Genomic DNA, 18,992 nt, shown 5'->3' with positions numbered 1-18,992 from the left:
CGTCGACGCTGCCACGGACAGCCCGGTGGTCGGGCGCGGCGGGCGGGCACAGCACGGCGGGCGCGGCAGGCAGGCGCAGCGGGCACAGCACGGCGGGCGCGGCGGGCACAGCACGGCAGGCGCGGCAGGCAGGCGCGGCGGGCGCCGGGCAGGCGGGTTTCTCAGCGGACGGGAGCGGGCGTGGCGGGGGCAGCACGGACGGGACAGTGTGCACTATGGTGAACACGTACCGTCATTTATCACTTAAGGTTGTTGATCGGTTTCGTGGAGCACTGGACCCTGGGCGCGCAGAAGCCCCGCTCCGGCTCGCGGAACGGGGCTTCTACAGTTCGTCAGGCGGGCGCTACCGCACGCGTACGACGCATCGTCAGCACATACTCGACCAGCGAGATGAGGACGTTCTTCGTCGACTCGCGGTTGCGCGCGTCACAGCTCACGACGGGCACGTCGCTCGAGATCGCCAGCGCGTCCCGCACGTCCTGCGCGTTGTGGTACTGCATCCCGTCGAAGCAGTTTATGGCCACGAGGTACGGCAATCGCCGATGCTCGAAGAAGTCGATGGCGGCGAAGCAGTCGGCGAGCCGACGCGTATCCACCATGACCACGGCCCCGATCGCCCCTCGCACCAGCTCGTCCCACATGAACCAGAAACGCGTCTGGCCCGGTGTTCCGAACAGATAGAGGATCAGGTCGCGGTCGATGCTGATCCTGCCGAAGTCCATGGCGACGGTGGTCGTCATCTTCCCCGGCACCTGACGGTTGTCGTCGACACCCACACCAGCCGAGGTCATGATGGCCTCAGTGGTCAGTGGGGTGATCTCCGAGACCGAACCGACCAGCGTCGTCTTACCGACGCCGAACCCACCGGCGATGACAATCTTCGCCGATGTCACGCGCCCCGCAGCGGGACGGTGCGACATGTCAGAGCCTGCGAAGTCCACTCAGCACCCTTTCCAGCAGTTCCGTGCCTACCGCGTCGGTCTCGTCTTCCAGCGAGGTGGGCTCATACACTGCGACCAGGCCGTCGGTGGCCATGTCCGCAACGATCACACGAGCCACACCGAGCGGCAGTTGCATGCGTGCGGCGATCTCGGCAAGGGACTGAACCCGTCCGTTGTCGCACATCGCCGCGATGTACTGATGCTCGCTTCCACCCTGCCCGCCGCGGATTCCCGATCGGCCGCGCACGGTTGTCTCGACCAGCGCTTCCAGCGCTATCTCAAGCTTCGGACGGGTCCGACCGCGGGTCACGGCGTATGGCCTGACCAGCGCGCCGGTCGGCTCATCGCGTTCAGGCATTGTCACCGTTAACCCCTCCCTCGGCCCCTCGAAGTGTATTGGTTATCAAAGATTTGGACAGTAGCCGGTTAGGCCGGCGCACCGCCGTCTCAGCCCAGCACCCCGGCAGCCGAACGCGGCGCCGGGGTCAGCGCCTCGCCGACACGGTCGACCAGAAGGGCCATTTCATAGCCCACCTGGCCAACGTCGCAGCTACGAGCTGCGAGCACCGCGAACGAGGAGCCATCGGAGATGGACATCAGGAACAGGAACCCATTGTCCATCTCGACGACAGTCTGCAGAACGGCGCCACCCTCAAAGCAGCGGGCGGCACCCTGGGTCAGGCTCACCAGACCGGAGGCGATGGCCGCCAGCTGGTCAGCCCGGTCGCGAGGAAGGTCCCGCGAGGACGCCAGGAGAAGGCCATCGGCGGAGACCGCGATCGCGTGCGCGACCCCGGGAACGCGGTCGGCGAAGTTGGCCAGAAGCCAACCGAGATCCTGCGTAGATGTCATGCCTCATGCTCCTTGCCAGCCTGCGAGGGCTGCTGCCCTCCCGGAGTCTCCTCCAGGTTGGTCGATTGTTCCTTGGTGCGACCGCGCTGAACACCCCGGTGGTACGCGGACAGCAGACCGCGGACTCCCTCGGGCGTACGGCGCTGGACGGAGTTACCGCCCCGGTCAACACCGCCGGGGACGAGTTGCGCCATCGGCGTGCGCTTCGGCAGGCCCGCCGTGGTGGTCGTGTCGACGGCGACCTCGGACGCCGCGAGAGCTGCTTGCCAGCCCTCGTCGGCCGCGGTCTGCCAGGGATTGGACGGTGCGGCGGCATAGGAACCCGCACCGGACGTGACTGCCGCCCCGACCGGGGTCGGGTCGAACTCGCGGGCTTCCGGAGGGGCCGCCTGCTGAGGAACGTTGCGGGTCGGCTCGCCGGTCGGGATCCGCTGCGAGAGCACCGGCTCGTCGCCGACACTGCTCGTCGTAGTGGTGGTGATGGTCTTGGTGCCGGGCTGACTCGGCGCCGTGGTGAACCAGGCCGACTCGAGCTCCCGGAAGATCGGCAGCTCCATCGTCTCGTCCGCGAACGGAACCGCGCCCTCCCGAGCCTGTGCCGCCGCGATCTGCGCCGCCGCGGCCGCCTGAGCGTTCGGCGCACCGCTCACCGGCGAGTTGTATGCCGGAGGCGCGGAGGCGGGCAGGGTCTGCGGGTTGACCGGCGGAGCCACCTCGTGGCTCAGATCGGCGTTCTCCGGCCGGTACCGCGGGATCTCGGCGGTCATGTCGAGCGCGGCGGCCAGACTCTCCGGGACGTGCGGCGTCGCGGTGGACTCACGGTCCGCGGCGACCGGCGGCCACGCCGGCGGAGCCGACGAGAACGGCGTCTGGTCGACCGGGCCGGCCGAGACCGGAGCGGCCGAATACGGCGGAGCGGACGGGACCGGCGGCGCCGAGGTCACCGGCGGCGCGGACGCCACCGGGGGAACCGGCGGGGCCGAGACCGGCGGCATGAACGAGCTCCGGCCGTTGTCCGGGTTGGACGGCAGCTGGCGCGGGATCGTCGTACCGAAGGCGTTCGGGTCGTTGTCCTGGGGCCGCTGGAAGTCCTGGAGGTCACCGCCACGACGCTGCTGGAACTCGTCGAGACCGGTGAAGCCCTGCGGGCTCGGGGAGCCCATCGGACCGGACGGCAGCGGGGGCAGCGGCTCGTTGCTCCGCGGGCCGTGGAAGCCGTTGGCGAAACCGTTCGCCGCGCCGTTGGCGGAGCCGTTCAGGCCACCGCCGAAACCGTTGGACTGCCCACCGAAACCGTTGGACTGGGCGCCGAAGCCGTTCTGCTGGCCACCGAAGCCGTTCGCCTGGGCGCCGAAGCCGCCGGACGGGCCGTTGAATCCGTTGGAACCGGCACCGGTGAGGTCGGACCAGGCCGGGGCCGAGCCGTTGGTGCCGTTCGCACCGCCGTCGAAGCCCCGGTTGTTGCCCGGGTAACCACCACGGCCGCTCTCCAGGGCGAGGGGCTCGCCGAAGGACGGCATCGCGGCCGGCGGCGCGTCGTATCCACCACCGGTGGTCGACGGCACGCGGGCGGCGGTACCACCGGCGAGGACGGAGACGGGGAGGCCCACCTCGGCCACAGTACCCCGCTCACGGTCGGCCGGACGGAGCTCGACCCGGACACTGTGCCGGTTCGCCAGCCGGGCGACCACGACGAGGCCCATCATCCGGGAGACCGCGACGTCCACCGTCGGCGGGTTGGCCAGCCGCTCGTTGAGGTCGCGCAGCTGCTCACGGCTGATGCCGATGCCGTGGTCCTCCACGGTGAGCAGCGCGTTCTCGCCGACCCGGCGGGCCTCCACCAGAACGTTGGAGTTCGGCGGGGAGAAGGCGGTCGCGTTGTCGAAGAGCTCGGCGACCAGGTGGACCATGTCGTTGACGGCGTGCGCCGCGACCTCGATCTCGCGGTCGATGACGCCGAACTCGATCCGGGTGTAGTGCTCGACCTCGGACTGGGCGGCGCGCAGCACGTCGATCAGGGCGGCCGGCTCCCGCTGCACACGGGTCGAGTCGGCGCCGGCGAGGACCAGGAGGTTCTCGTCGTTACGCCGCATTCGGGTGGCCAGGTGGTCGAGCTGGAAGAGCTCGGCCAGCCGGTCCGGGTCCTCCTCGCCGCGCTCCAGGCGGTCCAGGTGACCGATGAGCCGGTCGACCAGGATCTGCGAACGGCGGGCGAGGTTGACGAACATCGTCGCGACGGAGGCACGGAGCGCGGCCTGCTCGGCCGCGGTACGGACCGCCTCCAGGTGAACCGCGTTGAACGCCTCGGTCACCTGCCCGAACTCGTCCCGGCTCCGGACCGGGAGTGGCTCGGCGATCTGGTCGGCGACCTGGGCCGGGGTGAGCGACGCGGAGAGCGACGGGTCACGCAGCCGGGACACCGCGTGCGGCAGACCGAACTGGGCGACCGCGAGGGCACCCTGGCGCAGCTCGCGCAGCGAGCGGGCCATCGACCGCGCGACCAACCACGCGAACAGGATGGCCAGCAGGAGCATGCCGAGCAGCAGGCTGGTCTCGAGGAAGACCCGGCGGTTCGTCTCGTTCCGCAGGTCGGTGGCCTCGGTCAGGATCTGCGCGTCGAGCTTCTCCTCGACCTGACGGAACAGGTCGTTGTAACCGCTCATCGCGGACTCCCAGGAGTCCGTGGTGAACGGGATGTTGGTGGTGTTCGCGCCCTGCAGGGCGGCGAGCGGGGTGGTCAGGTTGGTCGCGGCCTCCTCGGCACGGCCGGAGACCGTGTCGTTGTAGAGGTCGATGTCGGCCTGCGTGCCCACCTGGTTCAGCGTCGCCTCGGCCAGAGCCTGGCCGGTCTGCGTCTCCAGGAAGTCCTGGCGAAGGCTGTTGTTGAAGTCCTTCGCCGCGAGCACCTGGTGACCGATGTAGCGCTGCTCGGAGACGTACTCCTTGGCCTGGGCCACCGCCGCCACGGTGCGCAGGTTGTCGCTGAGCGTCGAGTCGCTGGCGAGCTGTGCCGCCGCGTCCCGGACGTCGAGGAGGTCGTCGATGAGCTGACCGTAGGTCTTCTGCACGCTGTCCGCGCTCTGGTCGCCGTTGGCGACCTGGCTGCGGTACGCCGCGAGGTCCGCGAGGTTGTTGTCCAGGCGCGAGAGCGACTGGCTCACCTTGTCGGGGACGTCCTCCAGGGCGGCACGCTGCTGAGCGTACGGCTGGTTGGCGGCGTCGACCTCGGTGTGCTCCGCGGTGTACAGCGCGGTCGCCTTCTTGACCGCGGCCGCACCCTCGTTGTTGTCCTTGGCGAGCGCGACCATCATCCCGTACGCCCGTTCGGCCTGCAGGTGGTCGACCAGACCACCGGAGGCCTCGGAGAGTGCCGAGAGGGTGCGGGCGCGCTCCGCGTTGTCGGCCTCGTCGATGTGGTCCACCAGGCCGTTGACGCCGACGATGATCGTCGCGACAGTCGGCACCAGCATGATGAGACCAAGCTTCGACCAGATCGGTAGATCCCGCAGTCGGCTCGTAGGCCGCCGCAGACGCGACATGGCGCCGTCCGCCTCGCTGGGGCGCTTGCTCACGTCACCGTCCTCCTGATTCGGGCCCGGCATTCGGCTCGCCGGGCACCGCGCACGGCCGACTGCCGGGTCGGGCCCCCGAGATTCCATCACGACGAGTGTCAAAGAGAAAGACCAGGCGGACACGGACCGGTTGTGTGACGCGATGTTGCAACGTCGTAGTTGGACATCGCCGGTCTGTTATCACTACCTGTAAAGCTGCACGTCTCTCAAGGTCACTCAAACGGCCAGCGCGCGTTGGGGGGTGGGGCGCAGGCTGACCGGTCAGATCGTAGTCGATCGCGACAGGAGTGACGATGGCTCGGTTCCGCGCGATCGGCAAGGCGAGATGCCGGATTATGCCAAGTTTGCAGGCGGCAGTGTAGCCGAACGGCGGAGGGCCATATCCACTCAGGTGATTTCACCTGACGTACGTTCGTTCCTATCCGGGAAAAGGACGAAAAGCCGGAATTTCCCGGAGCAACGCAGCGTGAAGTCAGCGCGACGAAGTCGGCATGCTCATCCGAGCAACTTGGCATACGCCGGCTTGATCACCTCATTGATCAGGACCAGGCGCTCGTCGTACGGGATGAAAGCGGATTTCATCGCGTTGATGGTGAGCCACTGCAACTCCGCCCAGCCCCATCCGAACGCCTCCACCAGCAGCGACATCTCCTTCGACATGCTGGTGCCGCTCATCAGCCGGTTGTCGGTGTTGACGGTGACCCGGAAACGGAGGTCGTGCAGCAGCTTGATCGGGTGCTCGGCGATCGAGGCGGCCGCGCCGGTCTGCACGTTCGAGGACGGGCACATCTCCAGCGGGATCCGCTTGTCCCGCACGTACGCGGCGAGGCGGCCCAGGACCGGCGGCGCGGCCTGCGTACCGCCGGTCGGGGTGACCTCGCTCGGCCCGGTGGACGCGACCGTCACGTCGTCGATCAGGCGTACGCCGTGACCCAGCCGGTCGGCGCCGCACCACTGGATGGCCTCCCAGATCGACGGCAGGCCGAAGGCCTCGCCGGCGTGGATGGTGAAGTGGAAGTTCTCCCGCTGCAGGTACTCGAACGCGTCCAGGTGCCGGGTGGGAGGGAACCCGGCCTCGGCGCCCGCGATGTCGAAGCCGACCACGCCCTCATCCCGGAACCGGACCGCGAGCTCGGCGATCTCCTGCGACCGGGCGGCGTGCCGCATCGCGGTCATCAGGGTGCCGACCCGGATCGGGGTGCCCTGGGCCGCCGCCTCGGCACAGCCGTCCCGGAAGCCGGCGTGCACCGCCTCGACCACCTGGTCGAGGGTAAGGCCACGCTCCAGGTGCTGCTCGGGCGCGTACCGGATCTCGGCGTAGACCACGCCGTCGGCGGCCAGGTCGAGCGCGCACTCCTTGGCGACCCGGTGCAGGCCCTCCACGGTCTGCATCACCGCGACGGTGTGCGCGAAGGTCTCCAGGTAACGTTCCAGCGAGCCGGAGTCGGCCGCCTCGGCGAACCACCGGCCCAGTGCCTCCGGGTCGCCCGCCGGCAGCTGATGCCCGACCCCGGCGGCCAGCTCCAGGATCGTGGCCGGCCGCAGCCCACCGTCCAGGTGGTCGTGCAGCAGGACCTTGGGAGCTTTGACGATGTCCGAGTACGCGATGCGAGCCATCAAAGAAGCGTAGAGGGAAAGACCGAATGATCGATGGTGCATTGCCGTACCTGGTCTGCCCGGTGTGCGCAGGACCACTCGAACGGCGCGACCGGGCGCTGCGATGCTCGAACGGGCACAACTTCGACATGGCGAAGCAGGGGTACGCGGACCTGAGCGGCGGACGGCTGCCGCACACCGGGGACAGCGCCGAGATGATCGCCGATCGCGCCGATTTCCTGGCCGCCGGTCACTACGACTTCATCGCGGCGGCGCTCGCCGAGCAGGCCGCCGGCCTCGACGGGCTGGTCCTCGACGCGGGCACCGGGACCGGCGACTACCTGGCCCGGGTGCTGGAGGCCGCCCCGGACGCGGCCGGGCTCGGCCTGGACGTCTCCAAGCCGGCGCTGCGCCGGGCCGCCCGGGCGCACCCCCGCGCCGGGGCCGCGCTGGCCGACCTGTGGCGCCCGCTGCCGCTCGCGGATCGATGCACGACTGTGATCATGGATGTCTTCGCACCGCGCAACGGACCCGAGTTCCGTCGCGTGCTGCGACCGGACGGTCTGCTCCTGGTGGTCACCCCGGCCGCCGACCACCTCGGCGAGCTGATCGACGCGTACGGCCTGATCCAGGTCGATCCGGAGAAGGCGGCCCGGGTCAGCGGGGCCCTCGACGGGTTCTTCACGCTCGACGGGAGCGCGACCCACCGGCGCGCGATGACGCTGACCGCCGCGGAGGCGCGCACGCTGGCCGGGATGACCCCGAGCGCCCGCCACGTGCCGGTGGCGGACCTGCCCGCGCACGACCTGACCGTCACCGCCGCGGTCGACGTCGCGGTCTACCGCCCTCGATAGACCTCAGACGGAGAGATCGACTTCTTCCCACCCCGGGGGCTTGTCGTGGTACGGCCCGTGGAAGACGACCGCCCACTCCAGCGCCCACCGGCGCTGGCCGATGGCGTTGCTGTCCATCTCGCCGGGCAGCGGACGGCCGCTCTGCTCCGCCTCCTGGTACGCCCAGTCCAGGCAGTAGTAGAGATCGAGCAGCACCGCGGCCTCGACGGCGTCCCGGACCGCGACCAGCGACCGGGACCGCCAGCTGGTGAAGGACTCACCCTGGGGCAGATCCGGCATCTGGGCCATCATGTGGTCGTCCGGCGGCACCGTCGGGTCCAGGTGCCGCCCCAGGCCGAGCAGCCAGGCCAGCGCGAAGACCGCGTCGTGGTGCAGCACGAACGAGCGGTGGTCGCCCTTGGCACCGATCACGAACTGCCACTCCGGCGGGGTGACCAGCTCGACCAGGTGCGAGCCGAGCAGCCAGCTCATCGCCGCCTCGGTGGGCATCCCGAAACAGCGGGCGACCACCACGTGCAGCACCGCGGCACGCGCCTCCAGCTCGGCGACCGGGCGCAGCTCGACCGTGTCCCCCGGCTCCCAGACCAGCGGGAAGGAGAGCGGTGGGAGCGGCAGGCCGAGCCGCGCGAGCTCGTCGAGGCTCGCCTCGCGGACCGCGCGGGGATCGGGTGCGGCCTTCGTCATGGTGCGTCAGGCTATGCGGTCGAGCAGAAGCTCGACAGAGGAGGGCTCCTCGGTTCCGACGGAGATCGCCGCGACCGCGTCGGCGGTGGCGACCGGAATCCGCGCCGGATCGTCGGCACGCAGCTCGAGCAGCACGTCACCGGCCCTGACCCGGTCGCCCGGCTTCACCTTCAGCTGGATGCCGGCGCCGAAGCTGACCGGGTCCTCCTTGCGGGCCCGCCCGGCGCCGAGGCGCCAGGCCGCGACACCGATCCCGTACGCGTCCACCACGGTGACCACCCCGTCGGACTCGGCCCGCAGCACCTCGGTGTGTTTCGGGGTGGGCAGCGGGGCCTCCGGGTCGCCGCCCTGTGCCCGGATCATCGCCCGCCAGGTGTCCATCGCCGCCCCCGAGGCGAGCACCTTCTCCGGGTCCGCGTCCACCCCGGCGGCGGCCAGCATCTCCCGGGCCAGGGCCAGGGTCAGCTCGACCACGTCGGCCGGGCCCCCGCCGGCCAGCACCTCGACCGACTCGGCGACCTCGTTGGCGTTGCCGACGGCCAGGCCGAGCGGGGTGCTCATGTCGGTGAGCAGCGCGACCGTGGTGACCCCGCTGTCCCTGCCGAGCCGGACCATGGTGCGGGCCAGTTCCCGGGCGGTCTCCAGGTCCTTCATGAACGCGCCGGAGCCGACCTTGACGTCCAGGACGAGCGCGCCGGTGCCCTCGGCGATCTTCTTGCTCATGATCGAGCTGGCGATCAGCGGGATCGCCTCGACCGTGCCGGTGACGTCGCGCAGCGCGTAGAGCTTGCGGTCCGCCGGGGCCAGCCCCTCGCCGGCCGCGCAGATGACCGCGCCGATCTCGTCGAGCTGGCGCTTGAACTGCTCGTTGGAGATCCGGGCCTGCCAGCCGGCGATCGACTCCAGCTTGTCCAGGGTGCCGCCGGTGTGGCCCAGCCCGCGGCCGGAGAGCTGCGGCACGGCCACCCCGCACGCCGCGACCAGCGGGGTGAGCGGCAGCGTGATCTTGTCACCCACGCCGCCGGTGGAGTGCTTGTCGGCGGTCGGCCGGGAGACCGCGGAGAGGTCCAGGCGCTCCCCGCTGGCGATCATCGCGGCGGTCCAGCGGGCGATCTCGGCGGGCGTCATGCCCCGCAGCAGGATCGCCATGGCCAGCGCCGACATCTGCTCGTCGGCGACCACGCCCTTCGTGTACGCGTCGACCACCCAGTCGATCTGGGCGTCGGACAGGACGTGCCCGTCCCGCTTGGCACGAATGACGTCCACTGCGGCGAACCCGCTCACGACTGCTCCTCCCATCGCTGCGGAATACCCTCCGGCAGCTCACCCTCACCAGCCCAGGAGAGACCCCCCTCGGCGTCCACCACCACGATCCGCGGGCTGCGGGCGAGGCCCCAGGCGACCGCGGCGGAGGCGGTCGGGAAGTTCGGCGCCTCCTCCAGGATGCCCTTCTCCTCCCGCGCGTCCGGGGCGCCCGAGGAACGTTCCCAGTACCCCGTCCAGATCGTCGCACCGCCGGCGATGTCCGGGTGCACGAAGACCGTGCCCCGGCCACGCCACTTGGCCAGCTCGGCGGGGACCTCGGGGCCACCGGCCGGGCCGGTGACCTTCTCCATGTCCGTCCAGCCGAACGCGTGCGGCAACAACTCGTCCATCCGCAGCGGCCGGGGCAGCGCCTCGACCAGCATCTCCGGCCCGCCGTGCTCCCAGAGCAGCTGCCGGCAGCGCCCGCACGGCATCAGCGGGGCGCCGGTGGCGTCGACGCAGGACATCGCCACCAGCCGGCCGCCGCCGGTCGCGTGCAGCGAGCCGACCATGCCGCACTCCGCGCAGAGGGTCATGCCGAGGGACGCGTTCTCCACGTTGCAGCCCACCACGACCCGGCCGTCGTCGACCAGCCCGGCCACCCCGACCGGGAAGTCCGAGGCCGGTACGTAGGCACGGCGCATCACCTCGATGGCGGCCGATCGCAGCGCCGCCCAGTCGATCTCCATGCCCTCGATTGTGCCCTTCTCAGCTCTTCACGTACGGCTGGCCGTCCGCCGCGGGAGCGCGTACCCGGCCGACCAGTCCGGCGACCGCCACGATGGTGGCGAGGTAGGGCAGCATGTTCAGGAACTGGCTCGGCACCGGGCTGCCGACCGCGCTCAGGTACGTCGCCAGCTTCTGCGCGAAGCCGAAGAAGCACGCCGCGGCGAACGCCCCGAACGGGGTGAACCGGCCGAAGATCAGCGCGGCGAGCGCGATGAAGCCGGCACCGGAGGTCATGTTCTTGGTGAAGCTGCCGGTCGCCACCAGCGTGAAGTACGCACCGCCGAGGCCGGCCACCACGCCGCCGAGCAGCACGTTCAGGTAGCGCAGGCCACGCACCCGGATGCCGACCGTGTCGGCCGCGGTGGGGTGCTCGCCGACGGCCCGGGTCCGCAGGCCCCAGCGGGTCCGGTTGAGACCGAAATGGATCACCACGACCAGCGCCAGGGCGAGCCAGAGGAGCAGGTTCGCGTCGAAGAGCACCGGGCCCAGCACCGGGATGTCGGCGAGGCCGGGGATCCGCCAGGTGGGCATCTGCGGCGGGGTGTTGTACGCCTCCGCGTCGGACTGCATCAGCCGCTCGTAGAGGAAGCCGGTGATGCCGAGCGCGAAGAGGTTCAGCACCATGCCGACCACGGTCTGGTCGACCAGGTAGCGGATCGAGAGCACCGCCAGGATCGCCGCGATGATCACACCGCCGACCGCCGCGCTGATCAGGCCGGCCCAGACGCTGCCGGCCATGGTGCCGACCAGGGCGCCGGCGAACGCGCCCATCAGGAACTGGCCCTCGATCGCCACGTTCACCACGCCGGACCGCTCGCCGAGCACGCCGGCGAGGGCGCCCAGGATCAGCGGGAGCGCCAGCTCCAGCGTGCCGCTCGTGGTGTCCACCAGCGGCAGGAACTTGCCCGCCACCTGCCAGCAGAGGAACGAGACGACGAAGGTCAGGATGCCCAGGATCAGCGAGGCGTTCGACCAGCGTTTGCCGGTCAGGCCGCTGACCAGCGCGCCGCCGAAGACGACGGTCAGGACGCCGAAGAGGATCGCGCCCAGCTGCCCGTCGATGGAGAGGGCCGCGCCCTGCGCGTCCTCGCTGAGGGTGAAGCGGGCGGTCTCGGCGGGCGCGAGCGAGCCGAAGACGGCGGCGGCGATCACGCCGAGCAGGATCAGGGCCACCCCGAGGCGGCGGTTCCGGGTCCAGAACGGCTCCGGCGCGACGACCTCGGTGAGGTCCTCCACGGTCGCGGTCGACATGTCCTCAGCCCTTCGCCGGAGTGACGCTCAGCCCCGCGGCGCGGGCGGCACGGAGTCGGAAGATCGCCTTCACCAGGGCGGGTGCGGCGATGAAGATAACGATCAGGGCCTGCAGCACGGTGACCAGTTCCAGCGAGATGCCGGTGTACGACTGCATCCGGTTGCCGCCGGCCCGCAGCGCGCCGAAGAGCAGCGCGGCGAAGAGGGTGCCCCACGGCTTGTTCCGGCCGAGCAGCGCGACGAGCAGGCCGTCGAAGCCGATGTTGCCGGCCACCGAGGGGGTCAGCGCGTACGCCGTACCGAGCACCTGGGTGGCACCGCCGAGGCCGGCCAGCGCGCCCGCGACCGCCATCAGCATCGCGTACGTCCTGGCGACCCCGATGCCCGCGGTCTTCGCGGCGTGCGGGTTGGCGCCGACCGCGCGGACCTCGAAGCCGAACGCCGAGCGGTTGAGCAGCCAGGCCACCCCGGCCGTGGCCGCCACCGCGAACACGATGCCCAGGTGCACCCGGAGCACACCGCCGAAGGAGGGCAGCTTGGCGGCCTCGTGGACCGTCTTGCTGATCGCGTCGGTCCGGTTCGGGTCCTGGACGCCGCTCTGCAGCACCAGCCAGGAGAGCAGCAGCGTGGCGGTGTAGTTCAGCATGATCGTGGTGATCACCTCGTGGGCACCGGTGCGGGCCTTGAGGTAACCGGGGAAGAAGCCCCAGAGCGCGCCGCCGAGCGCGCCGAAGAGCAGCGCGACGAGCAGGGCGATCACCGGCGGCAGGCCGAACGCGAAGCCGGCCACGCCGGCCGTGATGCAGCCGATCACCGCCTGGCCCTGCGCGCCGATGTTGAAGAGGCCGCCGCGGAAGGCGAGCGCCACCGAGAGGCCGGTGAAGACCAGTGGCGCGGCGTAGGTGAGCGTCTCGGAGATCGGCGCGAACGCCTCCTGCCAGGTGCCGGTCCCATTGAACCAGGCGCTGAACGCCTCCGGGTCACCGAACGCGCCCTTGAGCAGGTCGGAGTAGGCCGAGCCGACCAGGTCCCCGCTCGCGGTGAGCGCGTCGCTGGGGCGGGCGGTGAAGTAGGCGAACTTCGCCAGCACGTCCGCGTCGGAGACGATGATCAGAAGTCCGCCGATGATCACCGCGAGGACGATCGACAGGGCGGTGACCGTGACGCTGTTCGCCGACCAGAGGTTGCGGAGGAAGACGCCGAAGAACGTCTCCCGGTCGGCCGGCTGCTCGTCCGGCTTCTTCTCGGTGGTCGCTGCCGCGGTCACTTCTTCTCCTCGTTCCGGCCGCCGGTGATGCCGGCCATCAGCAGGCCCAGCTCCTCGCGCGGGGTGTCCGGCGAGACGATGGCCAGGACCCGGCCGCGGTACATCACCGCGACCCGGTCCGCCAGGCCGACCACCTCGTCGAGTTCGCTCGAGACCACCAGCACCGCGGTGCCCTGGTCGCGCTCGTGGATGATCTGGCCGTGGATGAACTCGATCGAGCCGACGTCCACACCGCGGGTCGGCTGCGAGGCGATGAAGAGGCGCAGCGGGCGGGACATCTCCCGGGCCACCACGACCTTCTGCTGGTTGCCGCCGGAGAGCGTGCCGACCGGGGTCTCCGGGGTCTGGCAGCGGATGTCGAACTGCGCGATCCGCTCCTTGGCGGAGCTCGCCACCTTCGCGGTGTTCAGCCGGAACGCGTTGCCGAACGGCTCCCGGTCGTACATGTCCAGCACGAGGTTCTCCGCGACGCTGAACTCCTTGACCACGCCGTCGTGGCTGCGGTCCTCGGGGATGTAGCCGACGCCGGCGCGCAGGATCTGCTTGGTGTTCATCGCGCCGAGGCTCTCGCCGTCCAGCTCGATCGTGCCGGCGCGCACCTCCCGCAGGCCCATCACCGCCTCGACCAGCTCGGTCTGGCCGTTGCCCTGGACGCCCGCGATGCCGAGCACCTCACCGGCCCGGACCACCAGGTCGACGCCGTCGACGGCCCGGACGCCCCGGTCGTCGTCGGCGACCAGGCCGGAGATCTTCAGGACGTCGCGGCCGGGCTCGGCCGGCGCCTTGTCCACCTCGAGGCTGACCGCCCGGCCCACCATCAGGGCGGCGAGCTCCTCCTCGCTGGTGTCCGGGCTGGCCGTACCGACGATCGCGCCGCGGCGGACCACGGTGATCCGGTCGGCGATCGCCTTGACCTCTTTGAGCTTGTGCGTGATGAAGACGATCGACTTGCCCATCTCGGTGAGCGAGCGCATCACCGCGAGCAACTCCTCGGTCTCCTGCGGGGTGAGCACGGCGGTCGGCTCGTCCAGGATCAGCAGGTCGACGTCGCGGGTCAGCGCCTTGACGATCTCCACCCGCTGCTGGGCGCCGACCGGCAGGTCCTCGACCAGCGCGTCCGGGTCGACCGGCAGGCCGAACTTCTTCGACGTCTCCAGCACGTCCCGGCGCGCGCGGCGGCGGTCCAGCCAGCCCAGCGGGCCGCCGCGCACCTCCTCGGCGCCGAGCGCGATGTTCTCCGCCACGGTGAAGACCGGGACGAGCATGAAGTGCTGGTGCACCATGCCGATGCCGGCCGCGATGGCGTCCCGCGGGCTCCGGAAGACCTTGGGCTCGTCGTCGACGACGATCTGCCCCTCGTCCGGCTGCAGGAGGCCGTAGAGCTGGTTCATCAGCGTCGACTTGCCCGCGCCGTTCTCGCCCAGCAGGGCGTGCACCTCGCCGGGCTCGACGGTGATGTCGATGTGGTCGTTGGCCACCAGGTCGCCGAAGCGCTTGGTGATGCCGCGCAGTTCCAGTTTCAGCGGAATCTCCCGAGGTCGGTACTGAGCCTGGTGGACGGGGGTGGAATGCGAGCCGCCGCTCGCCCGCGAGCCTTTCTGACCCGCGGCCGGGCGGCGGCCGAAATGTTACCTACCGGTTCGGTCAGGCCGGGGCGCTGGCCGACTCGACCTTCACGGTGCCGGCGATGATGTCCTTCTTGAGCTGCTCGATCTCGCTCTTCAGGGTCGCGTCGACCTTGCTGTCGAACTGGTTGTAGGCGGCCAGGCCGACGCCGTCGTTCTCCAGCGTGCCGATGTAGCCCGGGCTCGGGGCGAGCGCGGTGCCCTGGGCACCGGCGACGACGGCCTCCTTGACGGCCTCCTCGACGTTCTTGACGACCGTGCTCAGGAACACGTCGCAGTACTGCGAGGCGCTCTTGCAGCCGTCCGAGTCGACCCAGATGACCGAGACCTTGCCGGAGGAGTCCTTGGCGACCTGGGCGGTGCCCAGGCCGGTGCCGCCGGCCACCGGCAGGATGATGTCGGCACCCTGCGAGACGAAGGTCTGGGTGATCGTCTTGCCCTTGTTCTGGTCGGTGAAGCTCTCGGCGAAGGTGCCGTTCTGCTTCGCCTTGTCCCAGCCCAGGACCTTGACGCTCTTGCCCTTCTTCTCGTTGTAGTACGCCACGCCGTCGGCGAAGCCGTCCATGAAGATGGTCACCGGGGCGATCTTCAGACCGCCGTAGGTGCCGACCACACCGGACTTCGAGTAGCCCGCGGCCAGGTAGCCGGCGAGGAACGCGGCCTGCTGGGTGGCGAACTGCATCGGGTAGACGTTGCTACCGGTGCTGCCGCTGTCCACGATGCCGAACTGCGAGGTGGTGCTCGCCGCGGCGATCTTCTTGGTCGAGTCGGACATCAGGCCGCCGACCGCGAGGATGAAGTCGCACTTCTGGGTCACGAAGCTCTGCAGGTTGGGCTCGTAGTCGGCCTCGGAGGTGGAGGCGACGTACTTCGGGTCCACGTTGCTGGCCGCGGACTGGGCGGCCTGCATGCCGGCCCAGGCGGACGCGTTGAAGGACTTGTCGTCGATGCCGCCGGTGTCGGTCACCATGCAGGCCTTGTAGGCCGCGGCGGCGCTGGCGCTGCTGCTTCCGGTGCTCTCCTCCGGGGCGCTACCACAGGCGGCGGCAGCGAGCGTCAGCCCACCCGCCGCGAGAACAGCCAGGATCCGGTTCCCACGTACTGGGCGCAAGACGCCCTCCTTCCACTGCACACCGACACCGCTCGGTGAGTCTCAGGTCGGGAGCGTAGCCGCGAGCAATCATGGCGTCAGGTGATCGGTACGGACTGTTGGCGCACCGTTATCCCGCCGCAATCACCAGGCTTTTGACCTGCCGCTTTCGTGGGTAACGGGGCGAATTGCCCGCTGACGGCGTAACGACGCGTTAATCTTCCGAACCCGAGCGCCACGCGCGGATCCCGAGGACGCCCACCGTGGTGCCGATCGCGAGCGACGCGGCGATCAGCACGGCGTGCACGATCAGGAACGCCGTGGGGCTGCCGCCGTCGAAGGAGCGGTCGTCCTTGTAGATCGCGAGGCCGAACCGGGGCCAGATCACCCAGGTCCAGACGCCCACCGCGATCAGGAAAGCGGCCCACTTCCGAGTGATCAACACCGGTTCAGTATTCCAGCGGGCCACACCGGCCCCTCACCGCGGTACGGCGTCCCGGATCCAGCTGTTCTGCCCGACCGGAGCGGTCTTGTCATCGGCGGAGAGGTCCACCACCCGGCCGTGCGGGCTGGTCGCCGCCCAGGCCGCCCCGAAGAGCAGCAGCTGGTGGAAGACGTAGAGGTAGACCAGCGCGCCGACCGCCGACCCGACCAGGCCGTACGCCGGGTTCCGCTCGACCATCCCGACGAACGACTTGCCCACGGTGTTGAGCAGCAGCAGCCCGACACCGACCTGGAGCACCGGCGGGGCCATCCGGCGGGCGGTCATCCGCAGCCGGGGCACCGCGGCCAGCAGCGCCGAGGCGAGCAGCATGTTCACGCCGAGGGTCAGGATCAGGCTGACCACCGAGAGGGTGGTCTGGAAGCCGCCGTCGGCCAGCCAGTCGAGCAGCTTCTCCAGGCCCCAGACGGCGAGCTGGGTGAGCGCCAGCAGGATCAGGATGCCGATCAGCACCAGCAGGTCCAGCCCCTGCCGGATCAGGAACCAGCCGGGCTGCTCGCGGAGCTGCCAGATCAGCCGCTGCGAGGAGCGGATCGCCTCGACCCAGCCGATGCCGGTGAACGTCAGGCCCACGATGCCGACGATGCCGACCGTACGGCCGCTGTCCAGGATCGCCTGCACGTCGAGGAAGGGCAGGTTCTGCGCCAGGAAGTCGCGGACCGCGTCGAAGAGCTGGGTGTTGCTGGTGATCAGGATGCCGAAGATCGAATACCCGATCAGCAGCAGCGCGAAGACCGCGAAGAACCCGTAGTACGCGCTCGCGGCCGCCAGCCGGCCACCCTGGACGTCGCCGTAGCGCAGCAGCGCGCGGCAGAGGTGGTCGAAGTAGCGGGAGCGGTACCGCACGTTGACGACACGGACGGCGACCGCCTCGTACGCCCGGTCGATCGGATTCACCGGGCGACCGTAACGGAAGTCCCGGCCCCCGGCCGGTCGACACTCGCCGCACGGTAGCCGGGAAGGCACGGATCCCGGGGTGCGACGTGCCGATAGGGTCGGGCGGGTCCCCGCCGGAGTCACATCGGACGCCTACCGCCGAGGAGCCCTCGTGTCGCTGATGGTCGCCCCGCCCCGCAGGAGGGCCCACGGTAGGGAGGAGCGGCGGTCAGCCGCCGAGCGGGAAGTCGCGCCGTGGCCGCCAGGGTCCCTCGCCGCCGTGCGAGAAGAGCGTGAACGAGGGGACCTCGAACCGGCAGGAGAAGCCGGCCAGGTCGTCGAAGACCGCGTCCAGCGCGTCGGCGGGCACGTCCTGCGCCACCGTGACGTGCGGATGGTACGGAAACCGGGTGTCCCGCCGGACGTCCTCGGAGCGGGTGATCGCCTCGGCCAGCAGCTCGCACTCGCTGATGCCCATCGCGAGCGTCACGAACACCACCTCGGTGACCGGCCGGAAGGTGCCGGTCCCGCGCAGGTGGATGGTGAACGGCGGCTGCCCCGCGGCGACCGCCTCCAGGTGCTTCTCCACCGCGGGCAGCGCCTCGGTGGCGATCTCGGTCGGACCGAGGAGCGTGACGTGCGCCGGGGTGTAGGCGGCCTGCGGGTCGCCCGCCTCCGCCCGCCGGCGGGTCAGCGCCGCGCCCCACGGCTCCGGGATGTCGATCGCCACGCCGATGCGTGTCCGTGCGGGGTCGGTCACCGCGGTCAGGCCTCCCGGACCGGGCTCAGGAAACCCACGTTCTGGTACGCCCGGGCCAGGGTGGTCGCGGAGACCGCGCGTGCCTTCTCCGCACCGATCGCGAGGATCTTGTCGAGCTGGGCCGGGTCGTCGAGGTAGGTCTTGGCCCGGGCCTGCACCGGCTTGACGAACTCGACCAGCACCTCGGCGAGGTCCTTCTTGAGGTCGCCGTAGCCCTTGCCGTCGTACTGCTCCAGGAGCTCGTCGATGGTCCGCGTGGTCAGCGCGGCGTAGATGGTCAGCAGGTTGCTGACGCCGGGCTTGTTCTCCTCGTCGTAGAGGATCTCGCGTCCGGTGTCGGTGACCGCCGACTTGATCTTCTTGGCCGAGCGGGCCGGGTCCTCCAGCAGCTCGATGATGCCGTTCGGTGAGGAGGCCGACTTGGACATCTTGATCGTCGGGTCCTGCAGGTCGGTGATCTTCGCGGTGTCCTTGACGATGTGCGCCGAGGGCATGGTGAAGGTCTGCCCGTACCGGCCGTTGAACCGCTGCGCCAGGTCGCGGGTGAGCTCCAGGTGCTGCCGCTGGTCCTCGCCGACCGGGACCTGGTCGGCCTGGTAGAGCAGGATGTCGGCGGCCTGCAGGATCGGGTACGTGAAGAGGCCGACGGTGGTGCTGTCCTGGCCGGCCTTGGCCGACTTGTCCTTGAACTGGACCATCCGTCCGGCCTCGCCGAACCCGGTGATGCAGCTCAGCACCCAGCCCAGCTGCGCGTGCTCGGGCACGTGCGACTGAACGAAGAGCGTGCACCGCTCCGGGTCGAGCCCCAGCGCCAGCAGCTGCGCGACCGAGAGCCGCGTACGGTTCCGCAGCGCGATCGGGTCGTGCCCCATCGTGATCGCGTGCAGGTCGACCACGCAGTAGAACGCGTCGTGCGTCTCCTGCATCGCCACCCAGTTGCGCACCGCGCCCAGGTAGTTGCCGAGGTGGAAGGAGTCGGCGGTCGGCTGGATGCCGGAGAGCACTCGCGGGCGGCGGACGGCGTCGGACATGAGCGCCATTGTGTCAGTCCGGACGATCGGATGGCCAACGCCCCTGGCACCCCCTGC

17 protein-coding genes are annotated in these 18,992 nt (G+C 70.3%); 1 reads left to right on the top strand and 16 read right to left on the bottom strand.

Annotated elements, in window-relative coordinates; all coding sequences use genetic code 11:
• Positions 1-332 precede the first annotated feature (332 nt).
• The 5 genes from AB0M08_RS20545 to AB0M08_RS20525 form a co-directional block, all read right to left on the bottom strand.
• Complete coding sequence (locus tag AB0M08_RS20545; RefSeq protein ID WP_133874399.1) at positions 333-920, bottom strand: ATP/GTP-binding protein; 588 nt, start codon at positions 918-920, stop codon at positions 333-335.
• Position 921: 1 nt separating this feature from the next.
• Positions 922-1,299, bottom strand: a complete 378-nt coding sequence (locus AB0M08_RS20540; protein ID WP_364495335.1) for a DUF742 domain-containing protein — start codon at positions 1,297-1,299, stop codon at positions 922-924.
• Between the two features lie 89 nt (positions 1,300-1,388).
• A complete protein-coding gene (locus AB0M08_RS20535; RefSeq protein ID WP_067706828.1) occupies positions 1,389-1,793 on the bottom strand; it encodes a roadblock/LC7 domain-containing protein in 405 nt (134 codons plus the stop codon).
• Entirely contained in the window at positions 1,790-5,365 is a 3,576-nt protein-coding gene (locus tag AB0M08_RS20530; RefSeq protein ID WP_364495332.1) for a nitrate- and nitrite sensing domain-containing protein, read from the bottom strand. The genes AB0M08_RS20535 and AB0M08_RS20530 overlap by 4 nt, the downstream gene beginning before the upstream one ends.
• 495 nt (positions 5,366-5,860) lie before the next feature.
• The gene (locus AB0M08_RS20525; protein WP_364495329.1) at positions 5,861-6,985 is read right to left on the bottom strand and encodes an adenosine deaminase; all 1,125 of its coding nucleotides are present in this window, start codon (positions 6,983-6,985) and stop codon (positions 5,861-5,863) included.
• Positions 6,986-7,008: 23 nt separating this feature from the next.
• Here AB0M08_RS20525 and AB0M08_RS20520 point away from each other — a divergent pair, with 23 nt between their 5' ends.
• Positions 7,009-7,815, top strand: coding sequence for a putative RNA methyltransferase (locus AB0M08_RS20520; RefSeq protein ID WP_364495326.1), 807 nt, complete (start codon positions 7,009-7,011; stop codon positions 7,813-7,815).
• Positions 7,816-7,818: 3 nt separating this feature from the next.
• Here AB0M08_RS20520 and AB0M08_RS20515 read toward each other — a convergent pair whose 3' ends face one another.
• The 11 genes from AB0M08_RS20515 to trpS form a co-directional block, all read right to left on the bottom strand.
• Entirely contained in the window at positions 7,819-8,499 is a 681-nt protein-coding gene (locus tag AB0M08_RS20515) for a DUF4272 domain-containing protein (RefSeq protein WP_364495323.1), read from the bottom strand.
• Between the two features lie 6 nt (positions 8,500-8,505).
• Entirely contained in the window at positions 8,506-9,798 is a 1,293-nt protein-coding gene (locus AB0M08_RS20510; protein ID WP_364495320.1) for a thymidine phosphorylase, read from the bottom strand.
• Positions 9,780-10,493, bottom strand: coding sequence for a cytidine deaminase (locus tag AB0M08_RS20505; RefSeq protein ID WP_364495317.1), 714 nt, complete (start codon positions 10,491-10,493; stop codon positions 9,780-9,782). The genes AB0M08_RS20510 and AB0M08_RS20505 overlap by 19 nt, the downstream gene beginning before the upstream one ends.
• 19 nt (positions 10,494-10,512) lie before the next feature.
• A complete protein-coding gene (locus tag AB0M08_RS20500) occupies positions 10,513-11,784 on the bottom strand; it encodes an ABC transporter permease (protein ID WP_364495314.1) in 1,272 nt (423 codons plus the stop codon).
• 4 nt (positions 11,785-11,788) lie between these two features.
• Entirely contained in the window at positions 11,789-13,051 is a 1,263-nt protein-coding gene (locus AB0M08_RS20495) for an ABC transporter permease (protein ID WP_364495311.1), read from the bottom strand.
• Positions 13,048-14,529 (bottom strand): ABC transporter ATP-binding protein, encoded by a 1,482-nt coding sequence (locus tag AB0M08_RS20490; RefSeq protein WP_364495308.1) that lies wholly within the window; start codon positions 14,527-14,529, stop codon positions 13,048-13,050. The genes AB0M08_RS20495 and AB0M08_RS20490 overlap by 4 nt, the downstream gene beginning before the upstream one ends.
• 166 nt (positions 14,530-14,695) lie before the next feature.
• Complete coding sequence (locus AB0M08_RS20485; protein ID WP_364495305.1) at positions 14,696-15,787, bottom strand: BMP family ABC transporter substrate-binding protein; 1,092 nt, start codon at positions 15,785-15,787, stop codon at positions 14,696-14,698.
• Between the two features lie 193 nt (positions 15,788-15,980).
• A complete protein-coding gene (locus tag AB0M08_RS20480; RefSeq protein WP_364495302.1) occupies positions 15,981-16,211 on the bottom strand; it encodes a hypothetical protein in 231 nt (76 codons plus the stop codon).
• Between the two features lie 33 nt (positions 16,212-16,244).
• Positions 16,245-17,165 carry a YhjD/YihY/BrkB family envelope integrity protein gene (locus AB0M08_RS20475; RefSeq protein WP_364495299.1) on the bottom strand — a complete coding sequence of 307 codons (921 nt, stop codon included), beginning with the start codon at positions 17,163-17,165 and terminating at the stop codon, positions 16,245-16,247.
• Between the two features lie 208 nt (positions 17,166-17,373).
• Positions 17,374-17,904, bottom strand: a complete 531-nt coding sequence (locus AB0M08_RS20470; protein ID WP_364495296.1) for a 2'-5' RNA ligase family protein — start codon at positions 17,902-17,904, stop codon at positions 17,374-17,376.
• A 5-nt stretch (positions 17,905-17,909) separates the two neighbouring features.
• Positions 17,910-18,935 carry a tryptophan--tRNA ligase gene (gene trpS / locus AB0M08_RS20465; protein ID WP_364495293.1) on the bottom strand — a complete coding sequence of 342 codons (1,026 nt, stop codon included), beginning with the start codon at positions 18,933-18,935 and terminating at the stop codon, positions 17,910-17,912.
• Positions 18,936-18,992 lie beyond the last annotated feature (57 nt).

This window comes from Actinoplanes sp. NPDC051851, assembly GCF_040681165.1.
In the GTDB taxonomy this organism is placed as follows: domain Bacteria; phylum Actinomycetota; class Actinomycetes; order Mycobacteriales; family Micromonosporaceae; genus Actinoplanes.
This window is presented reverse-complemented; position numbering and strand designations above follow the sequence as displayed.